The 18,534-nt window shown below is 59.5% G+C and carries 15 protein-coding genes; 13 read left to right on the forward strand and 2 right to left on the reverse strand.

Translation table 11 applies throughout. The features are described from left to right. Nucleotides 1-20: 20 nt before the first annotated feature. The 5 genes from CGZ66_RS01125 to CGZ66_RS01145 all read left to right on the forward strand — a co-directional run bounded on the left by CGZ66_RS01125 (nt 21) and on the right by CGZ66_RS01145 (nt 6,240). The gene (locus tag CGZ66_RS01125) at nt 21-1,298 is read left to right on the forward strand and encodes a glycosyltransferase family 4 protein (RefSeq protein WP_095081067.1); all 1,278 of its coding nucleotides are present in this window, start codon (nt 21-23) and stop codon (nt 1,296-1,298) included. 39 nt (nt 1,299-1,337) lie between these two features. Then, nucleotides 1,338-2,495 (forward strand): glycosyltransferase, encoded by a 1,158-nt coding sequence (locus tag CGZ66_RS01130; RefSeq protein ID WP_095080633.1) that lies wholly within the window; start codon nt 1,338-1,340, stop codon nt 2,493-2,495. 309 nt (nt 2,496-2,804) lie between these two features. After that, a complete protein-coding gene (locus CGZ66_RS01135; RefSeq protein WP_095080635.1) occupies nt 2,805-4,121 on the forward strand; it encodes a polysaccharide pyruvyl transferase family protein in 1,317 nt (438 codons plus the stop codon). Nucleotides 4,122-4,246: 125 nt separating this feature from the next. After that, nucleotides 4,247-5,224 carry a glycosyltransferase family 2 protein gene (locus tag CGZ66_RS01140; protein ID WP_095080636.1) on the forward strand — a complete coding sequence of 326 codons (978 nt, stop codon included), beginning with the start codon at nt 4,247-4,249 and terminating at the stop codon, nt 5,222-5,224. 80 nt (nt 5,225-5,304) lie between these two features. After that, nucleotides 5,305-6,240, forward strand: a complete 936-nt coding sequence (locus tag CGZ66_RS01145; RefSeq protein WP_095080638.1) for a glycosyltransferase family 8 protein — start codon at nt 5,305-5,307, stop codon at nt 6,238-6,240. 60 nt (nt 6,241-6,300) lie between these two features. Here CGZ66_RS01145 and CGZ66_RS01150 read toward each other — a convergent pair whose 3' ends face one another. Continuing rightward, entirely contained in the window at nt 6,301-7,758 is a 1,458-nt protein-coding gene (locus CGZ66_RS01150) for an oligosaccharide flippase family protein (protein WP_095080640.1), read from the reverse strand. A gap of 320 nt (nt 7,759-8,078) precedes the next feature. On the opposite strand from CGZ66_RS01150, the gene CGZ66_RS01155 reads away from it, so the two are divergent. From CGZ66_RS01155 to CGZ66_RS01175, 5 genes are all read left to right on the forward strand, one after another. After that, complete coding sequence (locus tag CGZ66_RS01155) at nt 8,079-9,146, forward strand: acyltransferase family protein (protein ID WP_095080642.1); 1,068 nt, start codon at nt 8,079-8,081, stop codon at nt 9,144-9,146. A 159-nt stretch (nt 9,147-9,305) separates the two neighbouring features. Next, a complete protein-coding gene (locus tag CGZ66_RS01160) occupies nt 9,306-10,739 on the forward strand; it encodes a DUF4214 domain-containing protein (protein ID WP_095080643.1) in 1,434 nt (477 codons plus the stop codon). A 65-nt stretch (nt 10,740-10,804) separates the two neighbouring features. Then, nucleotides 10,805-12,091 carry a glycoside hydrolase family 140 protein gene (locus CGZ66_RS01165; protein ID WP_280952781.1) on the forward strand — a complete coding sequence of 429 codons (1,287 nt, stop codon included), beginning with the start codon at nt 10,805-10,807 and terminating at the stop codon, nt 12,089-12,091. A gap of 279 nt (nt 12,092-12,370) precedes the next feature. After that, nucleotides 12,371-13,432: an NAD-dependent epimerase/dehydratase family protein gene (locus tag CGZ66_RS01170; protein ID WP_095080646.1), complete on the forward strand. Its 1,062-nt coding sequence runs from the start codon at nt 12,371-12,373 to the stop codon at nt 13,430-13,432. 5 nt (nt 13,433-13,437) lie between these two features. After that, nucleotides 13,438-14,757, forward strand: a complete 1,320-nt coding sequence (locus tag CGZ66_RS01175) for a DUF4910 domain-containing protein (protein ID WP_095080648.1) — start codon at nt 13,438-13,440, stop codon at nt 14,755-14,757. Here the strand turns inward: CGZ66_RS01175 and rfbC are convergent. Next, complete coding sequence (gene rfbC, locus CGZ66_RS01180) at nt 14,752-15,303, reverse strand: dTDP-4-dehydrorhamnose 3,5-epimerase (protein ID WP_095080649.1); 552 nt, start codon at nt 15,301-15,303, stop codon at nt 14,752-14,754. The two genes, CGZ66_RS01175 and rfbC, sit on opposite strands and share 6 nt — an antisense overlap. Nucleotides 15,304-15,656: 353 nt before the next feature. Between rfbC and CGZ66_RS01185 the strand changes: the two genes are divergently transcribed. The 3 genes from CGZ66_RS01185 to CGZ66_RS01195 are packed head-to-tail and all read left to right on the forward strand — an operon-like array spanning nt 15,657 to nt 18,414. After that, nucleotides 15,657-16,952, forward strand: coding sequence for a class I SAM-dependent methyltransferase (locus CGZ66_RS01185; RefSeq protein WP_095080654.1), 1,296 nt, complete (start codon nt 15,657-15,659; stop codon nt 16,950-16,952). Beyond that, a complete protein-coding gene (locus tag CGZ66_RS01190) occupies nt 16,949-17,764 on the forward strand; it encodes a sugar phosphate nucleotidyltransferase (protein WP_095080663.1) in 816 nt (271 codons plus the stop codon). The genes CGZ66_RS01185 and CGZ66_RS01190 overlap by 4 nt, the downstream gene beginning before the upstream one ends. Continuing rightward, complete coding sequence (locus CGZ66_RS01195) at nt 17,761-18,414, forward strand: PIG-L deacetylase family protein (RefSeq protein WP_095080666.1); 654 nt, start codon at nt 17,761-17,763, stop codon at nt 18,412-18,414. The genes CGZ66_RS01190 and CGZ66_RS01195 overlap by 4 nt, the downstream gene beginning before the upstream one ends. The last annotated feature ends 120 nt before the right edge of the window (nt 18,415-18,534 follow it).

The raw sequence follows: 18,534 nt of genomic DNA on the forward strand, positions 1-18,534 counted from the left end.
AAGGACCGGGGAAGGGGGACATGGGCAAACTCGAGTTCGACACGACGGAGTCGCCGCCACCAAGACGGGCCAGACGGGTGAATGGACACCGAGCCGACGCACCCCTGGCCAGATCTGCTGCTGACGGCGCCGAATTCCTGATCGGGCATTCGGCTGGGGTGTGCGTGGACCCTGAAGCGCCGAGACGACGCTGGACGATAAACGGAGACTTCACGACGCTTCGGCCGACCGGAGTGGCCCGCTACGCCCGCGAGGTCACCTTGGCTCTCGACGCCCTCATTTCGGAAGGGCATCCCCTCGGTCGCGACCTGGAAATCGATCTCGTGGTGCCGCGCCCGCTTTCCGAACCTCTCCGCCTCGATGCCATCTCCGTGCGTGTCGTTCCCGAATTCAACAGGCCGCGACTTCCCCAATTCTGGGTGCAGGCGCAGTTGCCCTGGCATGTGCCCGGAGGATTGCTGAGCTTCTGCAACCTGGCTCCGGTCGTGCTGAGGCGCCAGATCGCGTGCATCCACGACATGCACACCAGGCTCATGCCGTCGAGCTACGCGCGGGGGTTCCGGTGGGCGCACCGCCTGATCCTGCCGGCACTCGGCAGGCGGGCCGCCCGCATCACCACGGTCTCGCAACTCTCGCGCAGCCATCTGGTCGATTTCGGGATCGCGCCACAGCAAAACATCGTCGTCACCTACAACGGCAGCGACCATGCGAAGAGATGGGATGCAGCGAGATCGTCTCTGGTCGTCGACCGGGGCAGGCCGTATGTCCTTTGCCTTGGCAGGCGGGACCAGGAATACAAGAACATGGGGCTGCTCGCCAGGCTGGCCCCACTCCTCGACGGGATGGGTCTCGACCTCTGGATGCCAGGCGATGTCGACGAGACCACGGTCCTGAGGTACGTCCCGGAAATGCCCGGAAACATCGTCCTCCCTGGCCGCATAGGGGATGACGACTTCAAGAAGGCGCTCGAAGGCGCCCTGTGCTTCCTGTTCCCGTCACGGATCGAAGGCTTCGGGCTGCCCGCTGTCGAGGCGATGGCTTCGGGCTGCCCGGTCGTGGCCTCGACCTCGCCGTGTCTTCCCGAAATCTGCGGGGATTCGGCCCTCTATGCCGATCCCGACGACGTCCAGTCATGGGCCGAAGCCATCCGCCTGCTGATGCTTTCCCCGGACTTGCGGCAACGGCTGGTCACCAAGGGGCACGTGAGGGCGAGCAGTTATTCCTGGCGGTGGATAGCGTGGAAATACCTCGAACTCATGGTTCAGGTCGACGCCGATTTCGGGGAGTACGGCAGTTGACCGGCAGCCAGTGCAAGGATTGATCTCCAGGAGAGCACGATGAACGAGCGGCCCGACCCGCACGACCTACGCGTCGCAAGCAGACAGGCATCCGCCAGCTTGCTGCTTTTCGACAACTCCCTGTCGATCCTGAACAGGACTGGCGCCTACCACATTGCCAAGGACCTCACCGGGGAATTTGTCCCGAGCCAGGCCAGGGTCCGCTACTGGCGGCTCGGTTCCTTCGCGCCCGAGGGTCTTGCCCGCAAGATAGTCGCCCGGCTGATGATGCTGGAGATCAACTGGCTCCGCGACAGCGAGTTTCTCCTCATCCGTGACGGCATCGAAGAGCGTGGCTTCCGGCTGTTTCTGGATCCGCTCTACGTCCTGAGGTCACGCCTGACCGAGAATGATATCGTCCTGTGCCACGATGTCGGTCCGCTGACGCACAAAGAACTCTACAGCGAACGGACTTGCGCCAACTACCACCTCGCTTACGAGAAGATCCGGCGCATCAAGCCGGGGGTCGTCTTCGTCAGCAATTTCTCTTCGAAGCAATTCAAGTCTCTTTTTGGCTCAGGTTTCCGGTTCCTGACGACAATCCCGCTGTATCTGCGCACCGAACTGTTTGACGGCCCGGCGGAAGCAATCTCCGGCTTGAGCGGTCGGTATTTTCTTACCGTGGGCGCGTTCGAAACCCGCAAGAACCAGATCGCCGCCCTGAAGGCGTATCGGGACGGTGGATTCCATCGCGAGGGAATAGAATACGTCTTGTGTGGGTCGCGTGGCGATGGTCATGCAGAGACCGCGGAGCTTGCGGGATCCATCGCCGGAGTAAGGCTCATGGGCTACGTGCCCGATGCACAGTTGCGCTGGCTCTATGCAAACGCCGAGGCATTCGTGCTGCCGAGCCTTCTCGAGGGTTTCGGGATGCCTGCACTGGAGGCCGCTTACATGGGATTGCTGCCGATAGTGTCCGCGGACAGTGCGCTCGTGGAGGCGGTGGGAGGCCAATGCTTGCAGGTGCCGCCGAACGATCCCGCGGCCATCGCGGACGCGATGCGAAAAGCGCTTTCCCGAAGCCCCGCGGAGAAGGCGGAAACAAGCCGCTCGCTGCGCAACACGGCGTCAGCTGCAACCAAGGATCGGTTTCTCCAGCAATGGAGGGATTTGCTGATCGCAGACTCAGCCAGACGTGCAGGTTTGCGCAACCTGTAAGCAACAAAGCTCATTGCCGAAATGCGCGGCTAGCCCGTTACCTTGCACGGGCTCGCACTGTGCTGACGGATTTTGCGGCGATGGTATCGCGCAGCGGGAGGGTCAACCGGCTTTTCGGCGCAGATCAGCCTCATAAGATGCGCCGCCGGACAAAGCTTCGATTGCCGGACGCCCGGCCACCCGCGGGCGCTGACACACCCAAAAAGAGGTGTTCTTCAGCCCATAGGTTGAGGCGAAGAAACGGACAGGTGGTTCTATAGTGCACTGCACTCACTCACTCACTCACTCACTTGAAAGCTACGGGTTCTTATGCAGTCCCAAAAAACGCAAACTGAAACCGTGCTTGAGCCTCAGCTCCGATCGCATCGATGGATCAATGGCTACGACCACGCGCATGCTGTGCCAGGCACCAAGCGAATTCGGATTGGCTTGATCGGGCAGTTTGGCGTCGGCAACTTCGGCAATGACGGCTCACTCGAGGCAATGATCGACACGCTCAGGCGGATTTGCCCCGAGGCCGAACTTTCCGTGATTTGCACATGGCCCGAATCCGTCGAGAAAGCCTTCGGCGTGGAGACCATCAGATTGACGCGGCCGGCTATCAAGTCGCGTTGGCTCGACTTGGCGAACCGCATGCTTGGTCGAGTGCCCTACAAGATGTGGGGACCGATCCGCGCCTTCGTCAAACTTCGTGGCTTTGATGCTGTCATACTGCCTGGAACTGGTGCGTTCGATGATTTTGGCGATACTCCGTTTGGAATGCCCTACGTTTTCCTCAAGTGGTTTCTGATGGCGCGGCTAAGGGGCTGTGTCGTCGCATTTGCGAGCATCGGCGCCGGGCCTGCTTACCACCCCCTCAGTCGCGTGTTCTTCGCCTGGACTGCCCGCTGCGCGTCATATCGTTCGTTTCGCGACAGGATTTCACGCGAATTCGTCGGGAGCCTCGGGGTTGATGTTGCGAACGACCGGGTTTTTCCCGATCTTGCTTTCGGACTACCAATCCTGACCGCCGAGCGTGAGGTCTGTGAGACCACTGTTGTTGGTGTGGGCGTGATGAACTACCGCGGTCGCACGGGTGGAAATGACTCAATCTATCAGACGTACATTGCCAAGCTCGCGGAGTTTGTCGCACGCACTGTGACACGAGGCTTCGACATTCGACTTATCCTGGGCCAGGACAATGACGAGGTTGCGGTGGTCGATCTCATCGAGCGACTCCGCGGCCGGCTTTCCGACGCTGATTTGGCCCGGGTCATTTTCAGTCGGTCTGCATCGCTGCACGACGTCATGGCGCAAATGCAGACGACTGACGTCGTGGTCGCCACCCGATTTCACAATGTTGTTTGCGCCCTGCGGGTGGGGCTCCCTGTCATATCTCTCGGATACCTCGAAAAGCACGACGCACTTGCTGCCGACACCGGTCTATCGGCCTTTTGCACCAGCGTCGAAACCTTCAGCGTCGAATGGCTGGAGTCGCGGCTGGACGCACTCCTTGCCGAGCGGGAATTGCGAGCGCGGGAAGTTCGCGAAACGGTTTCGCGATACCGGCAACAACTTTTGGACCAGGAGGTTCTTCTTCGAACACAAGTTTTCGCCCATGCGGTGTCTCGTCCGATCTTGTCGTGAAGCTGAGAGCGGCGGGCATGGACGACGCAAGAATCCATGAAAGCGACACCGAAGGTCGGATCGCCGTCTTGGTGAAACAGATGAGCAGATGCTCCCACGTTCAACAAATTCGTGAAGGTTGATCAATGCCACTAATCGACGTTGTGATTCCAAATTACTGCTACGGGCGCTACTTGCCTCAGTCCGTCCAGAGCATCGTGCGCCAGCAAGTAGAAGACATCAGGATTCTGATCGTTGACAATGCGTCAACCGACGACAGTGTCGATGTTGCAAATGAACTGGCAAGCCATGACAGGCGGATCACGGTTATCGCCCGTAAAAAAAATCTCGGGTTGCACGCATCCTGCAATGAGGGCATCGATTGGGCCGTCTCGAAGTATTTTGTGATACTTTGTGCCGACGATCTACTCGTCGAGGGTTGTTTTAAACGTGCCCTGTCGGTTCTTGAGCGGGAACCCGATGTTTCCTTTGCGTGTGGAGGCGAACTGGTTTGGCATGAGGACCGGCCCTTCCCGGCCGTGGAGAATTCAGACGCACATGACTGGCGATTTCTGTCCATGGAATCGTTCGCCCTGGAACGGTCGCTTCCCAGCAAAGTGTTGTTTGGAGGCGGCGCAGCGGTGATGAGAACCGCCGACCTCAAACGGGTTGGCCATTTCAGGCCGGAGATATCGTTCAGCGAGGACTTGGAAATGTTCCTGCGGCTGTCACTGGGCCGCAGAGCGGCGCTGACAAAGGCGATTCACGGAATACGCCGCGTGCACGGCGCGAATCTATCCGCCATATTCTGGCAGGACTTCAAGCGGGACATGATCGAGAAGAAACTCACCTTCGATAGTTTTTTCTCGCACGAGGCAGCCTCCGTGCCCGGGGTGGAACGGTTGCGCAGGGGCGTTTACCGAAACCTCGGAAAGCGCGCATACTGGTCCGGCCTTTCACACATCGCGCGCGGTGAGCGAGCAGCCGGTCTTGATCTGCTTAAATTTGCGGCTCAGCTCTCGCCAAGCTTGGCCTACATTCCGCCTGTCGACTACCTAGCCCATATGCCCAATCCGCTAGGCCACATCCGCACGCGCCTGGCGGAGGCCTGGAGCCGGCATTGAGAAACGATGTTACCGGCCATGTGGCTGCCATTACGCTGGTTCAGCCTCGGATCGGATGCCGTCCGCGTAGAGGATAACGCATGACCGAAAAGCGCATCGGGGTCGTTTACCTGACCGACGGCAAGCGTGATGACCTGACCTATGCCAGCGCGGTGGCGTTGGGATTAAATCATGCACGGGGGATAGACATCCACATCGTCCAATCGGGGTTCAGCTCGGCCCCCCCGCCGACGGTGCTCAGGATCCTCCAGGCGAAGGGTCATCGGCTGGCGACCCACAGCCTTCCGACGGTCGACCGGGGTCTACCCGGTCATGGCCACATAACATCGACTGCCTATGAAAAAACCGCAGCGATCGCCGCCGTCTCGGGCGATCACGATGTCGTCTGTTACCTCGACAACGATACACTGGCCGTGCGGCCTCTCGATCTTGCAGCTGCCGCCCCGACGACGCGACCTCTCGCCGCCGTGCCCGACCTTTCCATCTGCACAGGTCTCGACAACCGCGCATTCTTTGAGAATTGCGACAAGCATGGTCTCGAACGGCGTTACTTCAATTCCGGCTTTATGGCTATCGACGTGTCTCGATGGATTGGGTCGGGAATTCCCGAACGGTTCTCTTCCGCTCTAAAGTCGCACGCGTACTTCTGTCCCTATTGGGACGGCTCATGCACCCATATCGACCAATGCGCCTTCAACATCGCCGCCCAAGGTGCATGGGAGACGCTTCCCGTGGAATTCAACGTGCAGAAGTCGGCATTCCAGACCAGCTATTGGGATCGGGCGTTGATCCGCCACTATACGGGGCCGGAGAAGTTCCTGCCGGCGGTGGCACATCGCATCGACAGCCAGGAACGGTCTGTACTCGGCCGCATATCTTGCAACTGCGGGGAACTCGGTCTGAATATTCCTCCTGCGTATCTGGGGTTAACCTACAAGGTCAACAGATTGCGCAGGAGAGCGTATCGGATCAGAATTTCGAGGCTCATTGGACAGCTTCCGGGCCCCTCCGTCTGAGCAGTCCTCCCGTCGACTTGCCGCGAGTTGGTGGCGCGGGATCTCGGATAAGTTTCGGTATCAACCTACCGAAACCCGTACCCGCCGGAGTCCCGGGAAAATCTTGATGATCTCATCGAGCAGGGGATGCCGGGTGATGATCAATCCAGCCGACCATCCCCCGAACGCCAACAGTCCCGCCGCAATGGCTTCCATATTGGAGAGGTTGAAACCGGAACCGGAAATCCCCACGGCTGCGAGGGGAGGCACCGCGCTCGCGAAGGCAACGACAGCACTTTTGCCAAGCGCCGCGGCGATCTCCATGCGTCCAAGTCCCAGGCTGCGCCGGACGAAGCTCAGGGCAATATATGCCTGGAAGGGAACAGTCACTAGCATGCACCAGGCGGCTGCCTGCAATCCGCCGAAGACAATGGCTGCGGCGAGGAGAATGCCCGAAATTGGGAAGGCGATCAGCGCGCGGATGTACAAGTCGCGGATCGCCCCCATCGCAACCATTACGGGGTAATTGAGTTCGAAACTGAAGGAGAACAGCAACGCGATTGCGACGATTTGCACGAGCGGTGCGACCTCGGTCCACTGGTGGCCGAGCACGATGTTCACGGTCGGGTACGCCAAAACCGACAGCACGAGGAGCGCCGGCCAGTGGAGCGCGGTGATGAGGGAAAGTGCGGATAGATAGGGACGTTTCAAATCCCTGCCTTGCCTGACCTCGGCCGAGAAGGCGGGCAGCACGACCGCCATGGCGCCTCCGATAACCAGCTTGTCAGGGATCTGGCCGATCCAGAGCGTCCTGCTGAACAAGGCTGCAGCATTCGGCGATATGAAGCGGCCGAGCAGGAGTAGGGGCAGCGCATCAAAGATGCGGAAAAGAATGGCGATGGCGCCGTTGTATCCGCCGAACAAAACCATTCCTCGCCAGTTGGCGAGGGACGGTTTGAACATCCAGAAATGGGGCCATAGGGCGAAGGCGAGGCCTGCGGCAAGACCGCTGCCGATCAACCACGCCCAGACGAAGCTCATGTAGCTGAAGCCCGCCAATGCCAGAATGATCGTGGCCGCGGAATTCGTGACCGCTGCCACTATGTCGATGGCCGCAACCTTGCCGAAGGACATTTCCCTCCGCAGCAGAGCGGTTATCAGCGTCAAAGAGGTGTCGAGAAAGAGACAGGCCGCGACAACCCTGAAGTAGGGGATGAGGGTCGGCTCGCTGTAGAACGAGGCCAGAAGAGGGGAAACGACGACGAGAGCGACGGCGATGACCCCGGTGAGGATGAACATTACCGTAGAGGCGCCGCGGATATCTTCACGGCTGAGTTCCTCGCGCTGGATGAGGAAGCTCGCACTGGAGAACTCCCTTAGGGACAGGGCCATCGCCATGATGGCCATGGCGATCACCGACACCCCGATCTCCTTGGGCGTCAATATCCGGGAAACCAAGGCTGCAGTGGCAAAGTTCGTCACGAGCAGCACGTAGCGTTCGCCCACGCTCATCAGCAATGCGCGTTTTACCGAAAGCATGCGTGTACCTTCCCGACCGAGGCGACCCGCCGCCTGCGTCGCGACGGATAGTCGGACAAACCCAGTCGAAAGTCATGGCGTCCAATAGGCGAGGAATACAGCCGCCTAAAGCGGTAGCGCAAACCCAAGTGCTCCGTCTGCGCCTCAGCCGGCCCGCCAGCGGCTGAAGTCGCCGGGGCGGTCGGTTGGCGGAATATTTGCCGAACGAGCAAGCAGGGATCATTCGTCGGACGTAGTAGGGCCACGTCGGAGGGATGCCTTGTATTAAGGCCGGTTAGACGTAGGGTCAGTGACCCCTCTTTCTCATAGGACCGGATGGGATGGACCAGCAGGATCGCGAACTGTATGGACTGCAAATGCTCCGTGCGATCGCAGCCTCGGGCGTCGTCATTCGCCACACCCTCGACATGTCCGATGGATCGGAAGCTGGGCGGTTCAGCCCGGTTTGGATGGCGACCTTCGGTGCGGCAGGCGTAGATCTTTTCTTCGTAATTAGCGGTTTCATCATGGTGTACGTGAGCTTTCCGCCTGGTCGGGCTGCGGATACACCTGGGCGTTTCATGATCAAACGGGCGAGAAGAATATTTCCGCTGTATTGGATCTGCAGCGCCGGAATACTGGCAATATCGTTGGTTGGGTTTTTGAAGCACAAAAACATAGGCGCGTTTTCAATATTTAATTCTATATTTTTGCTTCCAGGGGACAAATTGATATTTGTCGCATGGACGCTTTCATATGAGATGTATTTTTATGTTGCCTTCGCGATATGTCTCATTTTCGGCAAGCTTATTCAAACGTCCATCTCGACAGTTTTGCTTATGATCTGCGGAATTGTGTTGGGGCGTTGGATTCAGGATTCGAGTTTTTCTGATTTTATCTCTAGTCCTATCGTGCTTGAGTTTTGCTTCGGTATCGCCATAGCGCTATTGTTTATCTCAAGAAGTAAATGGGAATATCCGCCGGCGCTCGGCGCGCTCGGGTTTTTCTTGATAATTGTCGCTCCAATCTTCGTTAGCCATCCCGGCGATACAGCCATATTGCGGGTCATCGCATGGGGCCTTCCAGCAACTTTGATAGTGGGGGCCTTCCTCAAGACCAAGCGACCGCGATCGAAGGCCGGCCGGGCAGTGATCCTGCTTGGGGATGCATCTTATGCCATCTACCTGACCCACATCTTTGTCATGCTGGGGTATGGTTGGCTAATCAAGGCGACATTCGTTGGGGGAGTATCACAGGTTTCCTTCGCTCCTATGATCATATGCTTGTGCCTTGTTGTCGGTGTTCTGACGCATCTCTATGTGGAAAAGCCAATTCTGGAGCTGGTACGGAAGGTCACAATACTTCAGCGGAGGCCGCCGCCGCTGGAGGCTGGCAGTTTGCCAAGGTAGTCCAACCGGCGGCTGTCCATTGACGACGCGGGCCTAAGGAGCCGTCTCCGAAAGGGGTAGTGCAAGTACCCTGTTCACCCGTATGAGCAAATTGCTTCCCCCGATCACATGCCGGACAATCCGGGCTGAATTTGAAATCGGGCAGCGGAGGCTGTTGCCATGTCCTTTCGTTTCGCAACCGCTGCGGCCTGCCTGCTGGTGACCGTTGCGCCTGCTTCCGCAGATGTCCTCTGGGGCGTCAACGGCCATCCGATAACCGCCTATCCGGGCATCCCGGTTGAGTTGCAGCTCGACTTTGTCAAGAATCTCGGCCTGAAATCATACAGGGTCAACATAACCAGCGAAGACAACGCAGATACGCTTGCCGCCCTTGTCGACGCCGGAAAGACCAGGGGGATCGAGATCCTGCCTTTGATCACTCCCGCGGGCATCGACCTGGACAAGGATAGCCCGGAAGAGCTCTACGGGAAGACCCGGAAACTGGCGATCGCTCTTGGCACCAGGTTCAAGAGCGATATCCGCGTTTGGGAACTTGGCAACGAGATGGAGAACTACGCCATCATCAAGCCCTGCGAGAAACGCGACGACGGCTCGCAATATCCATGTGCATGGGGACCTGCAGGAGGAAACGGAGCACTCGATTACTACGGCCCGCGCTGGGCTAAGGTGAGCGCCGTCCTCAAAGGTCTGTCCGACGGCATGACAGAGGTCGATCCGAGCATCAGGAAGGCGATTGGCACCGCCGGATGGGGCCACACCGGCGCATTCGCGCGGATGAAGCACGACGGGATCGCCTGGGACATCTCGGTCTGGCACATGTACGGCGACGACCCGGAATGGGCTTTCCGCGAAATCTCGGCATACGGCAAGCCGATCTGGGTGACCGAATTCAACAGTCCCAATGGAAGTCAGCGCGGCGAGCGGCAGCAGGCCGATGGTATCAAGCAGACAATGACGCGGCTTCGCGAGCTCAACGAGAAGTACAAGGTCGAGGCCGCGCAAATCTACGAACTGTTCGATGAGACCTACTGGGCCCCCGGCTTCGAAGCCAATATGGGGCTGGTGAGGCTCACCCCTGCATCCGATGGCAAATGGAGGGTCGGCGAGCCGAAGCCCGCCTACAAGACGGTGCGTGACTTCACCCGCGGCCCGCAGCCGCTGCCCAAGCCGCATCGGGAGTGCGACCCAGAGGCGACGGCCGCGAACAAGTCCGTATATGTGAGGCAGGCGAGCCTCGCCTACTGCCTCGTGCTTGGGCATGAGGGCGACACCGAAAGCGTGGATCAGTGGTCGGCTGCTCTTGAAAGCGGGGACAGGACGATCGGTGGAATGGCCGTGGAACTCATGCGCTCGGACGAATTCCAGACCAGCTATGCTACGATCGGCCTTACGGACCGCGCCTACATCGGTTTCCTTTACATGCTGTTTCTCAACCGTCCCGCTGACGATTATGGGATAGAAACCTATTCCCGGCAGCTGCGAGCGGGGACCATGACACGCGAGGACCTGGCCTTCGGCATCATCGATTCATCGGAATTCAGATCCCAACACGCTGCCACCCGCGAAGTGTCCGCAGCGCCGCCCCCCGGGTGAGCAAGAGGAGCGTCAAGGCAGTGCGCCTCCAATCTGTTCTGATGGCCGGCGCCCTTTTGGCGGCTATGGCGACCGGAAGCTTGGCCTGTGAGCGTTCTGGCGGGACAAAGTTCCCTCTGCGGATCGAATCCGGAAAGAACTACCCCGTCGACAGGGAAGGTCATCCGTTCTTCATGCACGGAGACTCGCCCTGGTCGCTGATCGGCGACCTGACGGACGAGGACGCTTACCTCTACCTTGAAGACCGCAAGGCTCGCGGGTTCAACACCGTGCTGGTCAACCTCATCGAGCACCGATTTTCCCGCAACGCGCCTGCAAACGCGTATGGCGACAGACCATTCGCCGACAACCAAGATTTCGTTGTTCCCAACGAGGCATATTTCGCCCATGCCGATCGCATCCTGCAGAGGGCTTGCGATCTTGGTTTCCTGGTGCTGCTCGCTCCGGCATATCTCGGATATGGCGGTGGCGGTGACGGCTGGTATCAGGAAATGGCGGCTGCAGGGGCAGGGGACCTTGCCGCCTACGGCCATTTTGTTGGACGTCGCTACCGACGCTTCGATAACATCATGTGGGTCAACGGCGGCGACTACAATCCTGCGGACAAGGATCTGGTCAGGGCTCTCGCCAAAGGCATCATGGACGAGGACCCCGATGCTCTCAGCACTTTCCATGGCCATTCCGATACGGCGCCGCTCGATTTCTGGGGTCAGGAAACCTGGCTGAAGGTGAACAACGTCTTCACCTATGGCCCGGTCTATACGGCAGCGATCAGGGAGTACGATCTCGCCAGGGGTATGCCTTTCTTCCTGATCGAGACTGCCTACGAATTCGAATACGATGCCGACGAGTACCGGATCCGCGTCCAGGCTTACCAGGCGATCCTCTCGGGCGCATTCGGGCATCTCTATGGCAACAACCCGATCTGGCATTTCGACGGGCCCGGCCTCCATCGGCAGAACATGGAGTGGAAGGAGGCTCTCGACAGTCCCGGCGCAAAGAGCATGGAGGTGCTCATCGCCTTCATCTCGTCGATAAAATGGTGGCTGCTCGAACCCGACAGCAAGAACAGATTACTTGTCGATGGCATGGGCAAGGACATGGGGAGGGCGGTCGCCGCGATGGCCAACGACGGCTCCTACGCCGTCGTCTACATGCCCAGCAATGAGGCCGTCACCGTCGACCTCGCGCAGCTTTCGGAGACTATTGTCCACGCCCGCTGGCGCGATCCCACCAGCGGCGAATTGACGGATGTCGAAGGTTCCCCTTTCAAGGCGGAGCGCACAGCTTTCAAGCCGCCAGAACTCAACAGTCGCGGCTACCCGGACTGGATTCTGGAACTCACGCCTTAGGGTCCTAAGGAGCAAGGCCAACGCCGTGCACAAGCTGCGCGCAGTCAGCGAAGGCCAAGTGTGCGCCAAGACAGCAAGGCGAGGCAGCGGCGTTCGCCGACTGGGGTGTGGATCCGGCCCATGCCGATCCAAAAGGATTAGGCGCGCACCATCCGAAAGAGGTAGCGCGCGGCAAGGCTTCGTCCAACGGGCCATCCTGATCGCCTATTGGCGTTCTCCCTCACTGTTTTCAGCCCAAGTAGCCTCTGCGCGATCATATCCGTTGGGGAAAGGTGTGCGATGAAAGTCATGGTAACGGGCCATCAAGGCTATATCGGCTCGGTGATGGTGCCTATGCTGCTCCGCGCGGGGCATTCGGTGACGGGTTACGACAGCGATCTCTACCGGCGCTGCACCTTTGCTTCGGGCGGAGAGCAGGCTTCCGTTCCCTCCATCCAAAAGGACGTCAGGGACGTGCAAGCGCGCGACCTCGAAGGGGTCGATGCCGTCATCCACCTGGCGGCTCTTTCCAACGACCCGCTGTCCGACCTCGATCCGGACATCACCTACGAGATCAACCACAAGGGCAGCGTTCGTTTCGCGAAGGCGGCCAAGGAGGCCGGCGTGTCGCGCTTCCTCTTCGCCTCGTCGTGTAGCAATTACGGCCAGGCGGGCGAGGGGATGGTCGATGAAACGGGCGAGCTGAACCCGGTCACGCCCTACGGCTGGTCCAAGGTGCTTTCGGAGCGGGATATCTCGGAATTGGCCGACAGCAGCTTCTCTCCGACCTATTTCCGGCCCGCCACCGCCTACGGCGTGTCACCCCGGCTCCGCTTCGATATCGTGCTGAACAATCTGGTCGCCTGGGCCGTCACCAAAGGTGTGATCCTCCTGAAGTCGGACGGGACACCGTGGCGGCCGATCGTCCACATCGAGGACATTTCCAGGGCGTTCATCGCCGGCCTGGAAGCGCCGCGCGAGGTCGTCCATAACGAGGCCTTCAATGTGGGACAAACGGACCACAATTACAGGATCCGCGACATAGCCGAGATTGTAGCCAAAGTCGTGCCGGGCTGCCGGCTTGAATTCGCGTCGGATGCTGGACCCGATAAGCGGTCCTACCGCGTCGACTTCCGCAAGATCGCGCGCTCCCTTCCTGCCTTCAAGCCGCAGTGGGATGCGCGCAAGGGCGCCGAGCAACTTTACCAGGCCTACGGCAAGTCCAATGTCACTCTCGAGGAATTCGAAGGACCGCGCTTCCAGCGTATCGGCCACATCCGGTATCTTCTGGCCAACCGGCTTCTGGATGACCGGATGCGGGTCACTGAACCCTCGCGAAAGCTGGAGGCAGCGGCAAGCTAACCGGAATGGAACACTTAACCCCCGAGGGACTCGGCGCGCCGCCGTCTCCCACCGACCTCGGCCAGGAAATCTATGCCTTGGCGGAACGTCTGTTTCCGATTTGCAGGAGCATCACCGGGGACGGTGTGCGGGAGACGCTGGATATCCTGTCGGGGCACGTCGACCTGGAACGGCATGAGGTGCCGACCGGCACGCAGGTGTTCGACTGGACTGTTCCAAAGGAATGGAACGTCAGCTCGGCCAGCATCATTGGCCCGGACGGGCAAACGATCGTGGATTTTGCCGACTCCAACCTGCACGTCGTCAACTACAGCGTACCCTTCAAGGGGATCCTACCGCTCGACGCGTTGATGTCGCATATCCATACGCTGCCGGACCAGCCGGGAGTGATCCCCTACCGCACCAGCTACTACGCCCCGACATGGGGCTTCTGCGTGGCTTACGACCGTGTCGCCAAAATGCCCGACGGTCTCTACCGGGTGGAGATCGATGCCGAGCTCAAGGACGGCAGCCTCACTTACGGCGAATACCTGCATCGCGGGCAGACCGAACGGGAATTCCTTCTTTCGGCGCACATCTGCCATCCCTCATTGGCCAACGACAACTGTTCGGGCCTCGCCCTGCTGGCAACCCTTGCGAAAAACATGAAGGCAAGAAAAACACGATACAGCTACCGCTTCCTGTTCGCTCCGGGCACGATCGGGTCGATCACGTGGCTGTCTCGCAACGAGGGCCGGACACATCTCATCGACCACGGTCTGGTGCTGTCATGCGTGGGGGACGCGGGACGTCCTGCATACAAACGCAGCCGTCGTGGCAATGCCGTCATTGATCGCGCCATGGCTCACGTGCTGGGGCGTGAAGCCGGAGCAAAGTTGATGGATTTCTCCCCCTACGGCTATGACGAGAGGCAATATTGTTCGCCGGGCTTCAATCTTCCGGTCGGCATGTTCCAGCGCAGTGTCCACGGCACCTTCCCCGAATACCACACGTCGGCGGACAATCTCGACTTCATCAAGCCAGAGTACCTGGAGGATTCCTTCCGTATCCTGACGGACGTGATCGACATCGTCGAAGGGGATTGGACGCCGTTGAACCTCTGCCCCAAGGGCGAACCACAACTCGGCAGGCGCGGCCTCTACGCCGCCCTGGGCGGGCAGGCGTCTTCGGGAGCAACCTCGATGTCCCTGCTTTGGGTGCTCAATCTCGCCGACGGCCAGCATTCGCTTCTCGCGATGGCGGAGCGCTCGGGTCTGCCGTTCAGGGAACTGGCCGCCGCCGCCAGAATGCTGTCGGATCACGGTCTGCTGGCCGCTCCGTCATAAGGCTCCAGCCGCCGTTCTTTGCTTGAGCAACGGCCACGCCTTATCCCTTTCCGACATCGCCGTCGGCATCAAAGGCCAGGCTATCGAAAAGACAGGGTCGTTGTAGCGGACGCCCGTCGACGCATGGGGCGTATAGAATTGCGATATGAGATACGAGACCTCGGCATCGTCCGTAAGGGTCTGCAGCCCGTGGGCGAACCCGGCTGGTATGTAGACCTGCCTCATGTTCTGGGGCGTCAGCTCGAAGCCCAGCCAGTTGTAGCGTGTCGGCGAGTTCGGGCGCAGGTCCACCACGACATCGAAAATCGCGCCGTGGACACAGGAGACGAGTTTCACCTCGGCGTACGGGTCGTCCTGGAAATGCAGGCCCCGGAGTGTTCCCTTTTTGACCGAATGTGCGCGGCTGTGTTGGACAAAGCGCGTCGCCAGCCCGCAATCGGCCATCTCCTTTTCACAGAATGTGCGGGTGAAGGAACCGCGATCGTCAACCACCGGTGTCGGCTCGATCAGCCAGACACCCTTCAGCTCCGTTTCGGTAAACCGCATGTCTGCCTAAATCCCTAGTAGCCGGGCTCAGTTAGCCGGGCTAGCACCGCCGTCGGATTGTCGGCACCGCCTGCCTGGGCTGGAAGAGCTACCTAAGCCTTAGGTGGCTTCTCCGATCGCGGTATGCCGGGCCGACCGCATTACCCCGTTCGGAGGTCCTTGCGCAGTCATTGCCCCCGCCGTTTCCCTATAAGGATTAAGGCACCCAACGGATTGGCAAATCGAACTCGCGGGGCGCCCCGTCCTAACCTGCGTTGAAAAGATGCACTCCCTGCGGAGCGCGGCGGGCACAGGTTCATTGTCAGGCCACCGCGTCTCCGTTTTTTCAAACCAGGGCGACAGAGGGGTACGGAATGAATATTCAGGCTGTCGAAATTGCTCGCGACCAGAACACGGCACGCCGCAATGTCAGCTGCAGGCTGTGCGGATCGCGCCTGCGCCACAGTCTGGTCGACCTGGGCATGTCGCCACCTTGCGAGAGCTTCCTGCAGGCCGACCAGCTTGACCAGATGGAACTGTATTATCCACTCAATGTCCTGGTCTGTGAGCGCTGCTACCTGGTGCAGCTCAAGGAGTATGTGAGCCCCGAGACCATTTTCAACGAATATGCCTACTTCTCTTCCTTCTCGACAAGTTGGGTGGCCCACTCGAAAGCCTATTGCGAAGCGATCACGAAGCGACTTGGGCTTGGCGCCGACAGCTTCGCGGTAGAACTCGCAAGCAATGACGGCTACCTGCTGCAGCACTTCCTGCCGCTCGGCGTTCCCGTGCTTGGCATCGAGCCGGCGGCCAACGTTGCGCGCGCTGCGGTCGAGAAGGGCGTGCCCACCCGGGTGGACTTCTTCGGGGTGCGGCTGGCACTTCAGATGGTGGCCGAGGGACTCCGCGCCGATCTGATCATCGGCAACAACGTCCTGGCGCAAGTGCCAGACCTCAACGACTTCGTCGCGGGAATAAAGATCCTGCTCAAACCGGAGGGCGTGGTCACTCTCGAGTTCCCGCACATCGAGCGGCTGATGATGGAGAACCAGTTCGACACCATCTATCATGAGCATTTTTCATATTTCTCACTGCTGACGATCGACCTGATGGCGGCCCGCCACGGGCTGCGGTTGATCGACGTCGAGGAACTGCCCACCCATGGCGGATCGTTGCGTGTTTATCTCGCCAACGAGGGCAGCAGCCGGCCCACGGATGACAGTGTCGCCGAACTCCTCGAGCGCGAAAAAAGACATGGGCTTACGGAAATGACGACCTACGCCTCTTTCGGCTACAAGGCGCAGCGCGCGAAGCGCGATCTCCTGGCGTTCCTGGTTTCGGTCAAAAACGAGGGCAAGACGATTTGCGGTTACGGCGCGCCTGGCAAGGGCAACACGCTGCTCAACTACTGCGCCATAGGCACCGATTTCCTCGACTTCACGGTGGACCGCAATCCTTACAAGCACGGCCGCTTCACGCCGGGCATGCACATCCCGATCAAGCCCATCGACGCGATCGACGAGGCCAAGCCAGACTACATCCTGATCCTTCCCTGGAACCTGAAGGACGAGATCATTCAGCAGATGCACCACGTCGCCGCCTGGGGCGCGAAATTCGTCGTGCCAATTCCTTTTGTGACAGTGATCGATCTATCGGAGTTACGGAGATGAAAGTCGTCCTTTTCTGCGGCGGCCGCGGGACCCGGATCCGCGACTATTCCGAAAGCATACCAAAGCCGATGATTCCGCTCGGCCACCAGCCGATCCTGCGCCACGTCATGCAGTGGTACAGCGATTACGGGCATGACGAATTCGTGCTGTGCCTGGGCTACAAGGCCAACGTCATCAAGGATTTTTTCCTGAACACCCGGCCACAGACCTTTTCCGATTGCGTGGTTACGCACGGTGGCCAGGATGTGAAGCTGCTGGGCGACACGGTCAAGGACTGGAGCATCACCCTGCTCGATACGGGCATCTGGCGCAACATCGGAGAACGCCTCTGGGCTGCGAAGGATCACGTCAAGAACGAGAAGATGTTTCTGGCCAACTACTCCGATGGCCTGACCAATGTAGACCTCGACGATGTGATCGCGAAGTTCGAGGCCAGCGGCAAGATCGCCTGCTTCCTCGCCGTGCGCGCGCCGCTGACATACCATTTGGCCGACATCGCTGAAGACGGTCGCGTGCGCGAGTTCCGCACGACGGAGACGTCCGAGATCTGGATCAATGGCGGCTACTTCGTGTTCCGTCCCGAAATCTTCGACTACATGCGTGACGGCGAGGAACTCGTTATCGAACCTTTCAAGCGATTGATCGATGACAACATGCTGATGGCGTACAAGCACGACGGGTTCTGGCGTTCGATGGACACGCTGCGTGATTGGCAATCGCTCGAAGACATGGTCGAAAAGGGGGACATGCCCTGGAATAGGAGGGTCACCGCAGAGAAAATCAGGCGCAGCATGGTGATGGCCGCATCATGAGGGGACTTGGCCTCGCACGTCGCGGGGAGAAACTCTCGATCCTCTGCCTTGGTGCCCATTCCGACGACATAGAGATCGGTGCGGGAGGTACGATCCTCGGGCTGATCGCGTCGGGGGTCGAACTGGATGTCGATTGGTGCGTGCTGAGCGCCGGCGGCCAGCGGTCTGCCGAAGCCAGGGCTTCGGCCGAGGCCTTTCTCCAGGGATCGCACTCGTCCACAGTCCACGTCGCCGATTTCGAAGACAGCTACTTTCCGACCCATAGTCGATCCATCAAGCAGTGGCTGGTGGATCTAAGATCGCGGGTTCATCCCGACGTGGTGTTGACCCACGCCAGGTTCGACGCCCATCAGGACCACCGGGAGGTCAACCAACTGACCTGGAACGTCTTCCGCGACCACCTGGTGCTCGAATACGAGATTCCGAAATGGGACGGTGATCTTTGCCAACCCAATGCCTACGTGCCGCTTACGGCCGACGTGCTCGAACGCAAGATCGAACTCCTTCACGAGCACTTCGGGACGCAGCGCTCCAAGGACTGGTTCGACCGCGAAACATTCGCCGGCCTTGCCAGGTTGCGCGGGATGGAATGTCGGGCACCCGAGCATTTCGCCGAGGCGTTCACGCTTCGAAAGGTCAAGATTTTTTAGCGGCTTTTCACATATATTTTCGCCGAGAAGAGAATGGTGGATGACCGAATGAAACGGGTGAAAAGGGGGTTGAACTGACCGGACGATCTGTTACTTAAATCGCTACCACTGGGTTAAAAA

The organism is Mesorhizobium sophorae, from assembly GCF_002270415.1.
In the GTDB taxonomy this organism is placed as follows: Bacteria; Pseudomonadota; Alphaproteobacteria; order Rhizobiales; family Rhizobiaceae; genus Mesorhizobium; species Mesorhizobium sophorae.